The sequence below is a fragment of the Natronomonas sp. genome (assembly GCF_036625485.1).
Taxonomy (GTDB): domain Archaea; phylum Halobacteriota; class Halobacteria; order Halobacteriales; family Haloarculaceae; genus Natronomonas.
The window spans coordinates 1-15721 of sequence record NZ_JAZKTR010000011.1; the positions used below are offsets into that span (position 1 = coordinate 1).

At 62.4% G+C, this 15721-nt stretch carries 18 protein-coding genes; 11 read left to right on the forward strand and 7 right to left on the reverse strand.

Annotated features, from left to right (window positions below; translation table 11 throughout):
• Window positions 1-107 precede the first annotated feature (107 nt).
• Both V5A53_RS02325 and V5A53_RS02330 read right to left on the reverse strand, forming a co-directional pair.
• Complete coding sequence (locus V5A53_RS02325) at window positions 108-1112, reverse strand: hypothetical protein (RefSeq protein WP_332311950.1); 1005 nt, start codon at window positions 1110-1112, stop codon at window positions 108-110.
• Window positions 1113-1255: 143 nt separating this feature from the next.
• Window positions 1256-2122 carry a mechanosensitive ion channel family protein gene (locus tag V5A53_RS02330; protein WP_442928572.1) on the reverse strand — a complete coding sequence of 289 codons (867 nt, stop codon included), beginning with the start codon at window positions 2120-2122 and terminating at the stop codon, window positions 1256-1258.
• 169 nt (window positions 2123-2291) lie between these two features.
• Between V5A53_RS02330 and surE the strand changes: the two genes are divergently transcribed.
• From surE to V5A53_RS02370, 8 genes are all read left to right on the forward strand, one after another.
• Window positions 2292-3068 (forward strand): 5'/3'-nucleotidase SurE, encoded by a 777-nt coding sequence (gene surE, locus V5A53_RS02335; RefSeq protein WP_332311952.1) that lies wholly within the window; start codon window positions 2292-2294, stop codon window positions 3066-3068.
• Window positions 3069-3202: 134 nt separating this feature from the next.
• The gene (locus tag V5A53_RS02340; protein ID WP_332311953.1) at window positions 3203-4009 is read left to right on the forward strand and encodes an aminoglycoside N(3)-acetyltransferase; all 807 of its coding nucleotides are present in this window, start codon (window positions 3203-3205) and stop codon (window positions 4007-4009) included.
• 88 nt (window positions 4010-4097) lie between these two features.
• Window positions 4098-4655: a response regulator gene (locus V5A53_RS02345; RefSeq protein ID WP_332311954.1), complete on the forward strand. Its 558-nt coding sequence runs from the start codon at window positions 4098-4100 to the stop codon at window positions 4653-4655.
• A 252-nt stretch (window positions 4656-4907) separates the two neighbouring features.
• The gene (locus V5A53_RS02350; RefSeq protein WP_332311955.1) at window positions 4908-5102 is read left to right on the forward strand and encodes a cold-shock protein; all 195 of its coding nucleotides are present in this window, start codon (window positions 4908-4910) and stop codon (window positions 5100-5102) included.
• Between the two features lie 126 nt (window positions 5103-5228).
• Window positions 5229-5615: a hypothetical protein gene (locus tag V5A53_RS02355; RefSeq protein ID WP_332311956.1), complete on the forward strand. Its 387-nt coding sequence runs from the start codon at window positions 5229-5231 to the stop codon at window positions 5613-5615.
• A 57-nt stretch (window positions 5616-5672) separates the two neighbouring features.
• Window positions 5673-6755 (forward strand): hemolysin family protein, encoded by a 1083-nt coding sequence (locus V5A53_RS02360; protein WP_332311957.1) that lies wholly within the window; start codon window positions 5673-5675, stop codon window positions 6753-6755.
• A 73-nt stretch (window positions 6756-6828) separates the two neighbouring features.
• Entirely contained in the window at window positions 6829-7077 is a 249-nt protein-coding gene (locus V5A53_RS02365) for a hypothetical protein (protein ID WP_332311958.1), read from the forward strand.
• Window positions 7078-7405: 328 nt separating this feature from the next.
• Window positions 7406-8269: a GAF domain-containing protein gene (locus V5A53_RS02370; protein WP_332311959.1), complete on the forward strand. Its 864-nt coding sequence runs from the start codon at window positions 7406-7408 to the stop codon at window positions 8267-8269.
• A gap of 229 nt (window positions 8270-8498) precedes the next feature.
• On the opposite strand, the gene V5A53_RS02375 is transcribed toward V5A53_RS02370, so the two are convergent.
• Window positions 8499-9455 (reverse strand): ribose 1,5-bisphosphate isomerase, encoded by a 957-nt coding sequence (locus tag V5A53_RS02375; RefSeq protein WP_332311960.1) that lies wholly within the window; start codon window positions 9453-9455, stop codon window positions 8499-8501.
• Window positions 9456-9530: 75 nt separating this feature from the next.
• Between V5A53_RS02375 and deoC the strand changes: the two genes are divergently transcribed.
• Window positions 9531-10175 (forward strand): deoxyribose-phosphate aldolase, encoded by a 645-nt coding sequence (gene deoC, locus V5A53_RS02380; RefSeq protein WP_332311961.1) that lies wholly within the window; start codon window positions 9531-9533, stop codon window positions 10173-10175.
• Here the strand turns inward: deoC and V5A53_RS02385 are convergent, their stop codons facing one another.
• A complete protein-coding gene (locus V5A53_RS02385; protein ID WP_332311962.1) occupies window positions 10176-11330 on the reverse strand; it encodes an outer membrane protein assembly factor BamB family protein in 1155 nt (384 codons plus the stop codon).
• Between the two features lie 99 nt (window positions 11331-11429).
• Between V5A53_RS02385 and V5A53_RS02390 the strand changes: the two genes are divergently transcribed.
• Window positions 11430-12674, forward strand: a complete 1245-nt coding sequence (locus V5A53_RS02390) for a tRNA (N(6)-L-threonylcarbamoyladenosine(37)-C(2))-methylthiotransferase (RefSeq protein WP_332311963.1) — start codon at window positions 11430-11432, stop codon at window positions 12672-12674.
• Window positions 12675-12680: 6 nt separating this feature from the next.
• On the opposite strand, the gene V5A53_RS02395 is transcribed toward V5A53_RS02390, so the two are convergent.
• Both V5A53_RS02395 and V5A53_RS02400 read right to left on the reverse strand, forming a co-directional pair.
• Window positions 12681-13616, reverse strand: coding sequence for a cation diffusion facilitator family transporter (locus tag V5A53_RS02395; protein ID WP_332311964.1), 936 nt, complete (start codon window positions 13614-13616; stop codon window positions 12681-12683).
• A 69-nt stretch (window positions 13617-13685) separates the two neighbouring features.
• Window positions 13686-14225, reverse strand: a complete 540-nt coding sequence (locus tag V5A53_RS02400; protein ID WP_332311965.1) for an HIT family protein — start codon at window positions 14223-14225, stop codon at window positions 13686-13688.
• A 240-nt stretch (window positions 14226-14465) separates the two neighbouring features.
• Between V5A53_RS02400 and V5A53_RS02405 the strand changes: the two genes are divergently transcribed.
• Window positions 14466-14663 (forward strand): DUF7835 family putative zinc beta-ribbon protein, encoded by a 198-nt coding sequence (locus V5A53_RS02405; RefSeq protein WP_332311966.1) that lies wholly within the window; start codon window positions 14466-14468, stop codon window positions 14661-14663.
• Between the two features lie 116 nt (window positions 14664-14779).
• On the opposite strand, the gene map is transcribed toward V5A53_RS02405, so the two are convergent.
• On the reverse strand, window positions 14780-15670 hold the full coding sequence (gene map, locus V5A53_RS02410; protein ID WP_332311967.1) for a type II methionyl aminopeptidase: 891 nt from the start codon (window positions 15668-15670) through the stop codon (window positions 14780-14782).
• Between the last annotated feature and the right edge of the window lie 51 nt (window positions 15671-15721).

A 15721-nucleotide genomic window follows, 5' to 3' on the forward strand; every position in this document is an offset into this window, starting at 1 on the left:
GAGGCCTACAACCTCGTGGTCGACGCCGAGACGGTCGTCGACCGACTGACGTGAACACGGGCCGGGAGACTCGATACTGACGACGGTGGCAGGTTCGGCGAGGGAGGTTACTCGGAGCGTGGAAGCCGGATTTCGAGAGTTCCGTCGTCGGGGTCGGGGTCGAGGTTGCCACCGGCCCGTTTGACCGCCCACTCGAGACACCAGAGCGACAGCCCCTCGGCATGCTTCAGGGGCGTCTCCTCCTCGTTTTCGATGGCCTGGATGTCCAACTCCGGAAGGCCCTCACCGTCGTCGGCTATGACGATGGTCACGTGCGTACGTCCCGCTTCGTCTGGGGCTTCATCCTCCGTTACGGTGACATCGACGGTGATCGGGTCGCTGTTCGACGTGAGTATCTCCTCGATGACGTCGGCTATCGCTGTCGGAAGCGAGGACGGGCCTGTAATCGTCGTGTCACCACCGTCGGCGACGGTGAGTGTGATGTTCGCGTTCGGAACGGCGTCTTCCACGCGCTCGACCGACGCTTCCAGACAGTCCCTCACCTCGAAGGTGGTCGTGTCCGCTGGGTCTTCGACCGATAACTGTCTGATGCGCTGCGTGCGGTTCGATATCTCGACCAGCCCCCATGCCGTCTCCTCTATCGTCTTCAATTCCTGCCTGAACCGATCATCGTCGATGTGCCGGCGGATGTCTGCTGCTCGACCGGCGATGATGTTGACGTCGTTGCGGACGTTGTGTCGAAGGATCCGATTCAGTACGCTCACCATCGAAGAGCGTTCTTCGAGCGCCGCGTTCGATGCCTCCAGTTTGGCTCTCGCCGTGCGTAGCTCGGAGATCTGTTGAAGGACGAAATACGATGCCACGCCCGCCAGTAGGTTCGCACTCGATTCGAACGCCTCTGCCGACGGAGAGGTCGTCTGATAGTACGTCCCGGAACCGAACTGGCCGACCTCGGTCAGCTGGTGGAGCAGCATCATCGAAAGCAACGCGACCAGGAGAACCGGACGTTTGTCGTTGAATTCGTAGGCCTTGAACGAACTGTAGACGATAACGGCCCCCAGCACACAGATCGGACCGATGGTAAAGACGCCGAATTCGAGTCCAGTAGCCATCGATGAATCGTAGTACACCCCTCGGTCGCGCGTCCCCGACCGGTGAACGTCTGAGTAACACAGTTCGGGCCCAGTTATATATTTTTAGTGACGACGAACGATGCCGACGCTCGATATATAAGCGAGCCCCGTCGAAACGGGGACTACCGTCTGCCGTCCGTCACGGCGATCTCTCCCGAGAGCAACTGCGCGGACGGGGGAGCGAGCGTGATACCCTCCTCGTCGAATCGACGTTTCATCAACCGGCGGAAGTCGGAGCGGACGATGCGCATGTCGGTGTTGCTGGGGTCCCCGATCCAGAACTCGGCCTGAACTGTAATCGCGTTCTCCCCGAGGTCAACGATACGTGTGTTCGGGGCTGGGTCATCGAGAGCCGGCTCGTAGTCGGTGGCGAGTTGTTGGAGTTCCATCAGGGCCCGCTCGGTGTCCTCATAATAAGCGACGTACACCTGCTCGGTGACCCGGTATCTGTTCCGACCGTAGGGACGGTTGATCGCGCTCTTCGTGAGTTCGGTATTCGGAACGGAGATGCTTTCGTTGTTCGGCGTCCGGACCCGGGTGACACGAAAGTCCACCTCTTCGATGGTGCCGCGACCGCCCGACCACTCTATCCAGTCGCCGACGTTGAAGTCCGGGTCGGCGACGAGGAAAATTCCACTGATGAGCGACCCGAACACCTGCTGTCCGGCGATACCGAGGGCGAACGTGATGGCCGCGATGATGACTGCTGACTCCGAGAGGACCCGTCCGTAGCCAGCGGCGATTATGCCCGTGAGGGTCGCGAATCCGATCAGAACCACCCGAAGGTACGTCTTCGTTGCCGTCTCTATCGTGGGGTTGTTTCGATTACGCGACCTGACGACCCGGGTGACGAACGGAACGAGGAAGACCTGTCCAAACAGATAGATGACCACGAACCCCACGACGAACCAGAACAGTTCAGAGAACACCTGTTCGTACGCCGCTAGTACGTCCGTCAGCCATCTCGGCGGAGAAATCTGACCGAACATACGGTATATGAACGGCGTCCGGTTAAAAATCCCAATCGCCGGGCTCCGGCTATTCGACGTGGAATCGGAATCAGCAGCGAAATACTGTCCCGCTGTAGGCCCCCATCGGCTGCTGCACGCCGAGAGAAGAGGGCGATGAACTTTTGCGAGGGCCGTCCCCACGAACGATATGGACATCCTTCTCACGAACGACGACGGCATCGACGCGCCCGGTATTCGGGCCCTCTACGAGGAACTCGATGCCGTCGCCGACGTGGCCGTACTGGCGCCAGCGACCGACCAGAGTGCCGTCGGGCGCCAACACTCCAAGCACGTCGAACTTCGCGAACACGAACTCGGGTACGCCGTCGAAGGAACGCCGACCGACTGCGTCATCGCCGGTATCGGCGCGCTGGACCTCGACCCCGATGTCGTCGTCGCCGGCGTTAACGCCGGCGCGAACCTCGGTGAGTACGTCCTCGGGCGCTCCGGGACCGTCTCCGCGGCCGTCGAGGCGGCCTTCTTCGGCGTGCCTGCCATCGCCGCCTCCGTCTACTTTCCGGTCGGCGACATCTCCTTCCAGGATTTCGAGGCCGAGACCGCCGATTTCGAAGAGGCAGCCCGTGCCGTCCGATATCTCCTCGAACACGCATCGAACGTCGGCGTCTTCGAGGATGCGGACTACCTCAACGTCAACGCGCCGCTGCCGTCGGAGGAGGGACGCGCCGACATGGAGATCACCCGGCCCTCCCACGTCTACCAGATGGATGCCGAACGCGACGGCGAAACCGTCACCATCAACGACCACATCTGGGAGCGGATGGCCGAAGGCGACATCCCCGACCCGATGGGCAGCGACCGCCGGGCAGTCGTCGAGGGCCGGGTCAGCGTCTCGCCGCTGACCGCGCCGCATACGACCACACACCACGAAGCGCTCGACGGGCTCGCCGAAACCTACTCGGACTGATCCGTCGACGGCGCCGAGCGGCTTCCGGGACGGTCGCCTCCGTCTTTCAGGCGGGCATGTTCCATTCGCCGGAGCGTGATACGGAGCGTCACGCTCGGATAAGATACTCAAACCACGACCCCGTGGCCCGAGGCATGACCGAGCAGGCCGCTATCGAACAGGTGGAGACCCCTGTGACCGCCGACGACATCGCCGACGACCTGCGGTCCCTCGGGGTCACTCCCGGTGAGACGCTCATCGTCCATTCCTCGGTGAGCGCGCTGGGATGGGTCGCCGGCCAACAGCAGGCCGTCGTCGAGGGGCTTCAACGGGCCGTCACCGAGGCGGGAACGCTCGTCGTCCCGACCCATAGCCCCCAGTTCAGCGATTGCGAGAGATGGTCGAATCCGCCGGTTCCCGACGCGTGGGTCGAGGAGATGCCGGAGCGCATGCCGCCGTTCCGACCGGCGGCAACGCCGTCCCGTGGCGTCGGTGCCGTCCCGGAGTGCTTCCGGACGTATCCGGATACGGTCCGAAGCCGACATCCCGAATACTCCTTTGCGGCGTGGGGCGCCGACGCCGAGGCTATCGTCGCCGACCACAGGTACGATAACGGCCTCGGCGATGGATCACCGCTGGCGGAGGTCTACGACCGTTCGGGCCGTGTCCTCCTTTTGGGTGTCGGCCACAGCGTCAACACGTCGCTGCATCTCGCCGAGCATCGTGCCGACTACGAGACGGACCAGGTCTACCATCGGGCGCCCGTCATCGAGGACGGCGAGCGCGTCATGGTCGAATACGAGGATATAGCCGGGGATACAACGGACTTCGAAGACGTCGGCGCGGCCTTCGAATCGGAGGTCGGTATCACCGAAGGAACCGTCGGTGCCGGCGATGCGAAACTCCTCGACCAACCCGATCTCGTCGACTTTGCCGTCGAGTGGTTCGAGGCGAATCGATAGAGCGGGCCGACGTCGGCCCACGAAACCGAGCCATCCGTGCCCCATCCGTGAGGTAGAACTAAGAACCCGGCGTGGGAATTTTCCACACATGTCTAGAGGGACGAAGGTACTCATCGTCGACGATGAGGCCGCGCTCGCGAACCTCTATGCGGCGTGGCTGGAGCAGGACTGGAACGTCGAAACCGCATACGGCGGGCAGGAAGCCCTCGAGATGGTGGGTCCCGAGACGGATGTCGTCCTTCTCGACAGGCGGATGCCGGACGTCTCCGGCGACGAGGTCCTCGAAGAGATCAGAGACCGCGGCCTCGACTGCCGCGTGGCGATGGTGACCGCCGTCGACCCCGAGTTCGACATCCTCGATATGCCGTTCGACGCCTATCTCTCGAAGCCGGTCCCCCGGGAGGAACTCACCGCCACCGTCGAGCGACTCGATGCCCTCTCGGAGTACGAAGACGCCTTCCAGCGACATTTCGCGCTCGTCTCCAAGCGTGCCGCCCTCGAATCCGAACACCCCCGAACCGAACTCCAGTCCAACGAGGAGTACGAAGAACTGCTGGAGGATATCGAAGCGGTGGAAGCCGACCTCGACGAACTCACCGAGGACTTCGATGCAGCGGATTTCGACGCGCTTCTCTCCGATATCTGAAGCGAGGGTGAGCGAACGGTACCTGCCAGCCTTCGGCTTCCGACTCCCGGACCCGACGCCCACGCGGAACTTCCGGAAGGCCCGCTTCAGTTCGCCCTTTCGACCATACCATCACAATATACGGCGATGTCCACGCATCCTTGGATATCTGACCACATAATAACAATTCGAGGCTAGAATCGTGCTTTACTCTAACGTGGAAGTATTCATATGCGAACCCTTAAGCGTGTAGTCGGCCTATATATATTCGTAATGGCAAACGGTACTGTTGATTTCTTCAACGACACTGGCGGTTACGGCTTTATCGAGACTGAGGACTCCGACGAGGACGTTTTCTTCCACATGGAGGACGTTGGCGGCGAGGACCTTACCGAAGGCACCGAGATCGAGTTCGACATCGAGGACGCCCCCAAGGGACCCCGCGCGTCGAACGTCGTTCGCGCATAACTCACTACCGACGTCGTAAGGTAGCCGAATTTTCGATTTTTCGAAACGCCGCGCCCGTAGCGCTTTGCTCGACGAACCGCCGGGTCGCGATCCAGACACGAACCCAATCATGAACGGAACACACCTATGAAACCACGTCGCGTCGACTACCTGACCGACTTCGCCTACGGAGTGACCATCTTCATCTCCGTCATCCTCATCATCGTCGTCCGAAACGACATCGGTATCGCGTTCGGCCTCGGTGTACTCATCTCCTATGCGATCCACGTCGGATGGAAGATGGCACGCTTCGACCCCCAATGGATGACCGAAGAGGTCGCCGAGAACGTCGAAGAGACCCTCAGCGAGGACATAGATAAGGTCATCGACCGACTCGAAACGGTCAACGAACGCGTCGACCGCCGGCCCCGAACGGACGAGATACAAGAAGCCGTCGACGATATGCCCGACGAAGGCGCGTCCGTCGACGATATCGACGGTCGGCCCACTGCAGAAGCGACCTTCGAAGACTGACGACCCGCGTCGGGATTCGAACGTCAAATCCTTGGCAACGTGATTCGAGGGTGACGTATGAACGGGCTGGAGATAGCGATTCGCCTGATTGCAGGGGGGTTACTCATCTTGGCGAACGGGTTCTTCGTCGCCATCGAGTTCGCGTTGACACGGGTCCGACAATATTCGGAATCGGAGTTCGATACGGCTGGACTACGGCGAGCGTGGGAGATGACCGACGACCTCGAGATCTATCTCACCAGCTGTCAGGTCGGCATCTCCGCGACGAGCATCGCCGTCGGGATCGTCGCCGAGCCGGCCTTAGCCACGCTCATCGAGCCCGTCTTCGAGAACACGCTGCTCGCGTCGGTTGGCGCAGGAGCCGTCATCGGCTTTCTCGTCATCAATCTGCTCCATCTGACACACGGAGAACAGACGCCGACGTATCTGGGCGTCGAGCGAACGAAGTTCGTCGCTCGCTACGGCGCGACACCGCTGTACTGGTTCGCGAAACTGCTCTGGCCGGTCATCTGGATCGGGGACATCGTCGCCAAGTGGACGCTTCGGCTCTTCGGCATCGAGATGACCGGCGCATGGCTCGAAACCGAAACCGACCGAATCGAATCACGAGCCGAACTACGCCATCGGCTTGGGTCGACGCTCGAACAGAGCGATCTCGCCGACGAACGAAAAGGAGAGATCATCAACGCCTTCACCGTCGGGGGACAGCCGATAAGCGAGGTGATGACACCCCGTGAGGATATCGTGTTCCTCTCGACGAACGCCTCCGTCGAGACCAACCTCGAACGCATCGGGAACAGCCCACACACGCGGTTCCCACTGATCGGTAAGGTCCCGGAGGATTTTCGCGGTATCGTCTACGTACCCGCGGTCATCCACCACCTCAACGAACTCGAAGGTGACGGGGCCACCTTCGAGGATCTCGCTGCAGACCCGATGACTATCCCGAAGGACACGTACATCAGCGAAGCCGTCGACCGATTTCAGGAGCACCACCAAGAACTCGCCCTCGTTCGCGACCCCGCCGAAAGCGATGTCGTGGGGTTGGTCACCGCGACGGATGCCCTTGAAGCGGTGATGGGTGAGATCGAGGACCCACTGGATATCGAACTCGAAGAGCGGCTCGACGAACTAGAGTAGGGTAGCGACGTCCGATCGTTTCTCGCCCCCAAAATCCTTTACCGAAACGACAGAACGACTGGACACAGAGTCGATGCCTCCGACGATCGCCGTCGCACACTATCCCGAAGGGGCGGGACACGCGACACGGATGCTGGCTATCGCGAATGCTATCGAAAACGGCGGTGGATCGGTCCGGATGGCAGGCAGTGGAGCTGGTACCGAATTCATCGCGCTCAACGGGTACGACGAGTACGACCCGACGAATTTCTTCAACCACAACCAGAACATCGCACCGTCAGCAACCGCCCAGACCGACGGCGGGGCCGGTACCGATGAGTGAGCTCGAAAGTGAATCAGTGGAGGTTCTGCGGCGGTAGCTATCGAGTTATCGTGCAATTCGACGAGACGAGAGGTTCGTACAGATCAGCGGAGTAGGGCACCGGTCGTCAATCTACGGCGGGTTTCCCTGAACAGAGATGCGAATCGGTCGATGCAGGGTATCTATTTAGTAGACAGAGATGGCCCGAAACCTGGTGGATTTGAATTCCCAACGTCGGACTACTCGCAGAGCGGAGTCTCTAAACGCCCCCTCTAGGTGTGTTACCACAAGTTATAGGATTCTGCCGAAGCTAATATGAAGGACATCTCAGCGAACGGGGGGTCTTTCAATGCCACACAGTATCTGCACATCAGACGCGGGCGGGGAGTTGCCGTACTTTCAGCGTCTCTGGCGGACGTTGTTGGCTCCGAATATCGATCCACAAACCAGACTCGAACAACTGTTCGACCACGAAACCACCGAATTCGACCTGGATTACGCGTTTCTGTCCTATATCGACCTCGAACGCGAGACGGAACGCTTCGACATCGTCCACGGCTCCCACGAACGTCTAAATCCGGGAACCACCGTCCCACTCTCCAAGACCTACTGTCGGAAAACCATCACGGACCCGGAGGGAACACTGGCCGTCAGTGATGCCCTCGCTGAAGGGTGGGCAGACGATCCAGCATATGAAACATTCGAGCTCGGGAGTTACCTCGGGACGACCATCTCGGTCGACGGCGAACTCTATGGCACGCTCTGTTTTGCGAACACCGCCGCCCGTGATGACCCAATCAGGGACGAAGAAAAAACCCTCATCGAGATGCACGGCCAGTGGGTAGCGTACACGTTGGAGCTCTGGGGCAGGCTGCCGACTCGGGGGACACGTCTCGACACGGTCGAGGGCCGCACCGTTTCTTCGGACGCCATCGACTCGATGATGGACGCACTCAGACGTCGCCCACGGCGCGAGATTCTCATAGCGCTATTAGAGGACACCACCGAGATCAGTATCGCCACCCTTGAACGACATATAAACGACGAGAACGCCGGAGTCCGGCTGCTCCATACTGATTTACCCAAATTAGCTAACGCCGGATACATCGAGTGGGACAAAAAGTCAGAGACCATCTCTGAGGGGCCGACGTTCTCCGAGGTGGAACCACTCGTTCAACTGCTGAAGGAGTATGATTCGGCATTCTCCGGGTAAAAGCGCCAATTCGACCGAAGATGTATTCCTGGCCTGTTTGCACGTCGGGTGAGAGGCCAGAAAGTGCATTCAACCCGTAAATGAGATATCTGCCCCCAGATCAGTCTCATGTCTATTATTTAAACCACCGCGAGGACTTTCTAGAGGCACTCGATACGCACGCCCGTTCTTGCGGCTGTTTCAGTTCGATCCTGAATGAAGAAACTGCGCTACTAACTACAGATAGGGATTACTCGCTCCACGGTTCGTCGACGCTTTCGCCGAACAACTCCCGCATCAGCACGACCACGCTCTCGGGCGGGAACTGCCCGTGTTCGGTGACGATGGCGTCGACATGGCGGGGCGGCGTCACGTCGAAGGCCGGGTTCGCCACGTCGATATCGCCCACCTCCTCACGCGTTTCGTCGTCGATGACCTCCTCGGCGGCCCGCTCTTCGATTTCGACGGCAGCGCCCGTCAGCGTCCTTGGATGGAGTTTGATGGACTGGGCGGCGACCATGACGGGGACGCCACGGTCCCGGGCCGAGACGGCAAGGCCTGCGGTGCCGATCTTGTTGACGACGCTGCCGTCGGCGGCGATGCTGTCGGCGCCGACCAGCAGGTGGTCGGCGTCGTCCAGAAACCGATGGGCGGCGTTGTCGACGATGAGCGTGACGGGCACACCCAGTTCCGAGAGCCGTTCGGCGGTGATGTGGCCCTGATTGCGCGGGCGCGTCTCCTTGACGATGGCTTCGATGTCCCTCCCGTCCTCGACGGCGGCCTCGACACAGGCCAGCGCGTCCGTCGAGTGACAGTGGGTCATCACCACGTCGCCGTCCTTGAGTCGGCCGGCGCCGATGCGACCGAGACGGTCCTGAGCGGCGTCGAGGTCGGCCCGGAACCGGGCGACGCTCCGTTCGACGGACCGCTCCAGTTCCGCGACGGTGTCGCCCTCCATCTCCGTGAGGACGTATCGGAGCGCGTTCGGGAGGCTGACTGCCGTCGGGCGCGTATCGTGGAGTCGGCGTGCCGCGGCGCGCATCTCCGCCCGGAACGCCTCGGGCGTCTCGGCGTCGGAGTCGGCAGCCTGTGCCTCGAGGGCAGCCGCTGCGGCGTCGGCGATAGCCGCCGCACCGCGGACCTCCATTGCCGCGATGTCCTCGGCGGTCCGTTCGAGTTCGGGATGAAGCCCCGAGGTATATTCCATGTGCCACCTTGGCACGGCACGGGCAAAAGCCCCGCGCCCGTCGGGATTTATAATGTCCGCTCGTGAGAGTTCGATATGGACCGCACCGAGTTCGCCGCGCGTATCGACCACACCGTTCTCGGACCGGAGACGACGTGGAACGACGTCGAAACGGTCCTCGATGCCGCGGCCGAGCACGGGATGAACGCCTGTATTCCGCCGTGCTACGTCGCCGAGGCGACCGAGTACGCGCCGGACGTCACCGTCGTCACGGTCTGTGCCTTCCCCCATGGACAGGAGGCACCGAAAGCCAAGGAGAGCGAAGCCGAACGCGCGTGGAACGACGGGGCCGACGAGGTCGACGTCGTCCTCAACGTCGGCCGCCTCCACGAGGGCGACGACGACGCCATCGCGGGGGAACTCGAACAGGTGGTCGCGGCGGTACCCATCCCCGTCAAGGTCATCGTCGAGGCGCCGCTGCTTTCGGTCGGGAAACTCCGGACTGCCTGCGAACTCGCCGAAGACGCGGGCGCGGCGTTCGTCAAGACCGCGACTGGTTTTTCCGAGGGCGGCGCGACCGTCGAGGACGTCGAGATCATGGCCGAATACCTGCCCGTCAAGGCCAGCGGCGGCATCGGGAACTTCGAGGCGGCCGTCGAGATGCTTGAGGCGGGCGCGGAGCGTATCGGTGCCTCATCAGGCGTCGAGATCGTCGAAGGCTACGACGCCGCGGCGTTCTGATTATTCGAGCGCGTACAGCGTCGTGTCGCCGTCGTCGTTCATGGCTGTGGCGAACACTGCCCCGTCGGCGACGGCAAGCCCCGTCGTGACGGCCCCATCGACCTCGTATCGCCAGCGCTCCGCATTCATTCGATACTCACCGACACCGGTGCCGCCGTTCATCGCGTAGCCGACGACGAAGCCGTCGCCACCCGTATAAACGGTATCGCCCGCGCCCGCCGGCGGTGCACGGAGGTGGTCGTCGACCGCCCACTGGCACTCGCCGGTCCGGGTGTGTACCGAGGTGAGACCGCCGCCGACCGCGTAGGTGTCGCCGGCGACGACGAACCCGTGGGTGCCGGCCTCCGTCGACCAGCGGGCATCCCCTGCACTCTCGCCGTCCCGGCGACTCGTCGGCCCGCCGAAGACCGAGACGACGACACCGTCGCCGTTGAGCAACGCAATCTGGACCACCCGTCCGTCCAGTTGCCGTTGCCACATCCCCTGGGGTTCCTCCAGGTCGTAGTAAGCATACAGTTTCCCGCCCTCGGTGCCGGCATAGAGGCTGTCGCCCCACGAAGCGAGCGCCGAGACGTCGGCGAACGTCTCGCGCTGCCAGATCCGCTCACCACCGGTATCGACACCGGAGAGTCCCTCATCGGTGCCGACCACGAGATGCTCGCGGTCGTAGTCGACGACGGGCGCTGTCTGCGGACTTCCTTCGAGTTCGACTTCCCAGTCGGTCGTTCCGTCCTCGACTGAAAAGGACAGCAGGCCGCCTCGCGTCCCGGCGTAGCCGATGCCGTCGACGACTATCGGGGCCGTCCGAACGTCGATTTCATCGTCGTCGAAGCCGAGACGCCAACGTTCCTCGCCGTCGAGGCCGTAGGCTACGAGTCCGGCCTGCGTCGGGAGAATCACGCGTTCATCGGCGACGATGGGCCGACCGGCGGGCCAGACGGTCTCGACGGCCCACCGCTCGTCGGGGGATTCGCGGGGCGCCACCGCGTCGGCCCGATAGCAGTCGAACCGGTCGCTCCCGCCCGGTTGCGGCCACTCGGTGTCGGCGTCGGTTCCCGGGGATGCTCGGCTCGCGGGTCTGTCGTCGGTACAGCCCGCGACCCCTACGGCGGCGAGGCTACTGGCGGCACAGAGAACACGTCGTCTGGAGGGCATGCGTCGATAGCAGCGACGTCCCATAGCCGCAAGTGTTTTTGGGAGCCCTGTGACGAAACGTCGCCCTTTTGGCTGGCGACGAGTAAGAACGGACAACCGATGGCCACGTATCACATCGAGACGTACGGCTGTACGTCCAACCGGGGTGAGAGCCGTCAGATCGAGCGCAAGCTCCGCGACGCGGGCCACTACCGCGTCGACGGCCCCGAGAAAGCCGACGTGGCCATCCTCAACACCTGTACGGTCGTCGAGAAGACCGAACGCAACATGCTCCGCCGGGCCGAGGAGTTGGAAGAGGAGACGTCGGACCTCATCGTTACCGGCTGTATGGCCCTCGCACAGGGCGAGGAGTTCGATGACGTGGACGCGCAGGTCCTCCACTGGGAGGACGTCCCGACCGCCGTGACGAACGGCGAGTGTCCGACGACGACGCCGGACGCCGAGCCGATTCTGGACGGCGTGGTCGGCATCCTGCCCATCGCCCGCGGCTGTATGTCCAACTGCTCGTACTGTATCACGAAGTTCGCGACAGGCCGGGTCGACTCCCCGCCCGTCGAGGAGAACGTCGAGAAGGCCCGCGCACTGGTTCACGCGGGAGCGAAGGAGATTCGGATTACGGGACAGGACACCGGCGTCTACGGCTGGGACAAGGGCGACCGAAAGCTCCCGGAACTGCTGGACCGTATCTGTGACATCGACGGGGAGTTCCGGGTTCGTCTCGGGATGGCCAACCCCGGCGGGATTCACGGGATACACGACGAACTGGCCGATGTGTACGCCGAAAACGAGAAGCTCTACAACTTCATCCACGCGCCGGTCCAGTCCGGTAGCGACGACGTGCTGGAGGACATGCGTCGCCAGCACCGCGTCGAGAAGTTCAAGGAGATAGTCGACACATTCGACGACCGCCTCGACCACTGGACGCTGTCGACGGACTTCATCGTCGGCTTCCCCACGGAGGACGACGAGGACCACCGGAAGTCGATGGAACTGCTGGAGGAGGTTCGCCCCGAGAAGATCAATATCACGCGCTTCTCGAAGCGGCCCGGTACCGACGCAGCCGATATGAAGGGCCTCGGCGGGACCCTCAAGAAGGAACGGTCCAAGGAGATGACCGACCTGAAGATGGACGTCTGCCGGGGGGCTCACGAGGCGATGGTCGGCGAGACACACGAGGTGCTGGTCGTGCAAGATGGAACCGGCGACTCCCTGAAGTGCCGCGACGAGGCCTACCGACAGGTCATCGTCACGAACACCTCGGAGAAGGACATCGAGATCGGCGACTTCCTCGACGTCAAGGTCACGACCAACGAGAACGTCTACTGCTTCGGCGAACCGGTATAACGCGACTCACTCTCGGTTTTCTTCAGCGTCTTTCCACTCTCCGATACCGGCGGGGTCGAGATGCAGGTGGACGTCGCCGACGATATCCAGGTCCCGGAGGCGACTGATGAGTTCCGTCTCGATATCGTGGGCTTCGACCAGCGTCAGTTCGCCGTCGACCTCGACGTGGGCCTCGACTTCGAGGTCGGTTCCGTCGTAGAACACGACCAGGTCGTGGACGCCTTCGACCGCGGGGTGGGTTCGGAGCGCCTCGACGACACGCTGTCGTTCGGCCTCCGAGGGTGCGGCACCGACCAGATACGAGACGTTCTCGCGGCCGATCTCGAATCCCTGATAGATGACGAGGACGCTGACGACGGCACCGGCCCCGGCGTCGAGCAGCGGGTAGCCGAAGAAGACGCCGGCGATGCCGACCAGCGCGGCGATGCTGGTGTAGATGTCGTTGAGACAGTCGATCGCGAGCGCGTCCAGCGCCGCCGAATCGACCGTCTCGTTGACCCACGTCGTATACCGGTAGAGGACGTACATATCGGCCATCGCGAAGAGTAGCGCGGCGACGAGTATCGGACTGAAGCGTACGTCGACACCGACGATGAACCCCCGGACGGACTCGTAAAAGAAGTTCAGGCCGAGCAGGGCGACGACACTGCCGACGAACAGCGCGGCCAACGGTTCGACGCGCTGGTGGCCATGGGGATGGGTGTCGTCGGGGTCGGCGTAGACGCTGCGGCCCCACACCAATACGACGATGCTGGCGACGAGGTCCGCAACTGAGTGGGCGGCGTCGGCCAGAAGCGCGAGCGACCCGAAGGTGAGGCCGGCGGCCGCCTCGACGACGATCTTGACGGCGTTTCCGAGGACGTTGACGACACTGGCGCGGATGAAATCACGCCGTTCGGTGCCGGTCTCGACACCCGCCTCGGTCAACGCCGCATCGCTCATACCGACCGTAGCGAGACCACCCGGATAAGTGATAGGATTAGAGGGGGCGAATGGGGGCGTTCGCCGCGGCTAAAACTCGAACCGGACCGCACCGCTATCGGTAACCGACGCGTCGGGTTGGGCCGCGAACGCATCGTGGAGGGTCTCGTAGGTGTCATCGACCGCTTCGACGATGACCTTCGTATCCGAGAGGACCGGCATGAAGTTGGTATCGCCGTGCCAGCGGGGGACGACGTGCGTGTGTAGGTGGTCGTCTATCGAGCCGCCGGAGGCGTTCCCGAGGTTGAGGCCAGCGTTGACGCCATCGGCGCCGAGGCCCGTCTCGATGGCGTCGATGGTCCGCTGTTTGAGGCGGGCGTGGTCCAACAGCACCTCGTCGTCGAGGTCAGTGTACTTACCCGTGTGTTCGCGAGGGATGACCATCGCGTGGCCGGGGTTGTAGGGGTAGTTGTTCAACAGGACGAACGCGTGGTCGGACTCGGCGACGACCCTCGCCTCGCGGGCGTCCGCACGGTCGGGGAGGACACAGAACGGACAGCCATCTATCTCGCCGTCGTCTTCGTCGCGTGCTACCCACTCGATGCGCCACGGGGCGAACAACTGATCCATATCGTCCCGAGAGGGACGGCCCGCTGTTAACCCTGTCCACCTCGAATAATAGTATAAAAAAGTTTCGTCAGTTTACAGACTCAGTAAATACTCGAAACACTCTAAAAGGTGGCCATGAACGGTATAGGCCGTTTGGAGTGTCTCTAAGAAGATTGGGTGTTGTTGTCACTGAAACTGAGTTAAACGGTGGTTAACCGAGTCGGGTTTTTATGCTGATATCCGGACTACGACTGGGTGACCATGGCAACACGAATCGACGACGAGGGGATGGCCGAGAAGTGTAGCGAGTGTGGCCGGGAGACGCCCCACGAGGTGAGCATCCAGCTCCTGACCGAAAGCCGGAAGGAGGAGAACGCGGAGTTCTCGCGGGAGCCCTACCGCGTTTCGACGTGTCGCGTCTGCGGGACCGAAGAGTCCGTACGGATGAACAACGCCTGATTTTCGTTATACTGTTCGTCGGCCGCGTGCGAATCGAGTAGCGTTCGAATCCGTTTTAACGTCTTATTAGTCGATACGAGGCCGGCGTAGAACGCTGAAACTGATTCGCGGGAGGTTCAGGCTCGCGTCGTCACTTCACAGCCGTCTTCGGTCACGATAATCGTGTGTTCCTTCTGGCTGACGAGGTAGCCGTCCTGTTCTTTGAGGACGGGGTAGCCGTGGACGACGTTCTGTTGTTTGAGACGGCGGAGCGCCATCTCCGCGCGCTGGGTGTCGAGCCAGCGGCGGGCGAAGGGCAACGTCTTGAACTCGTCGACGATCTGTTCGAGCGCGTCGCGCGCCGCGCGATTACGGACGCTAGCCTCCCGTTCGAGCGCGAAGATCTCCTCGTCTGCTCCCTCGTTGACCTTGCCGCCGCCGTCGGTGGCGAATGGCTCGATGGCGACCACGTCGCCCACTTCCAGTTCGACGCCCTGTTTGACGCCGCGGTTCGGGATGTTCGGGTCGGTGTGCTGTTCCCAGTGGCCGAGGCCGTGGCCCGAGAGGTTGACGACCGGGTTGTAGCCGTAGCCGTCGATGACGTCCTCGATCTCGGCGCCGATCTCGCCCGTGTGGACGCCGGGTTCGACGACGTCGAGGGCGGCATCTAGCGCTTCGGCGGGTGCTTCGGCGAGTTCCGGGTGGCCCGAGAGGTCGACGGTGATGGCGGTGTCGGCAAGCCAGCCGTCGATGTGGACTCCGATGTCGAGGTTGATCATCTCCTCGCCGAAGGTCGACTCGTCGCCGGGTTCCGGCGTCGCGTGGGCGGCTTCCTCGTCGATGCTGATGTTGACGGGGAAGGCGGGTTCGCCGCCCAGTTCGCGGATGCGGTCCTCGGCGAACTCGGCGACTTCGAGGTGCCTGACGCCGACCTCGACCCGCTCGGCGGCCTCCTCGCGGACCTGCGCGAGGATCTCGCCGGCTTCCCGGTGTTTCTCGTACTTCTCGTCGGAGAGGTCCACGGTCATGCCTCCGGGTTCGGCAGGTGCGATAAAAGGGATTGTGTTCCCGGGAGGCTG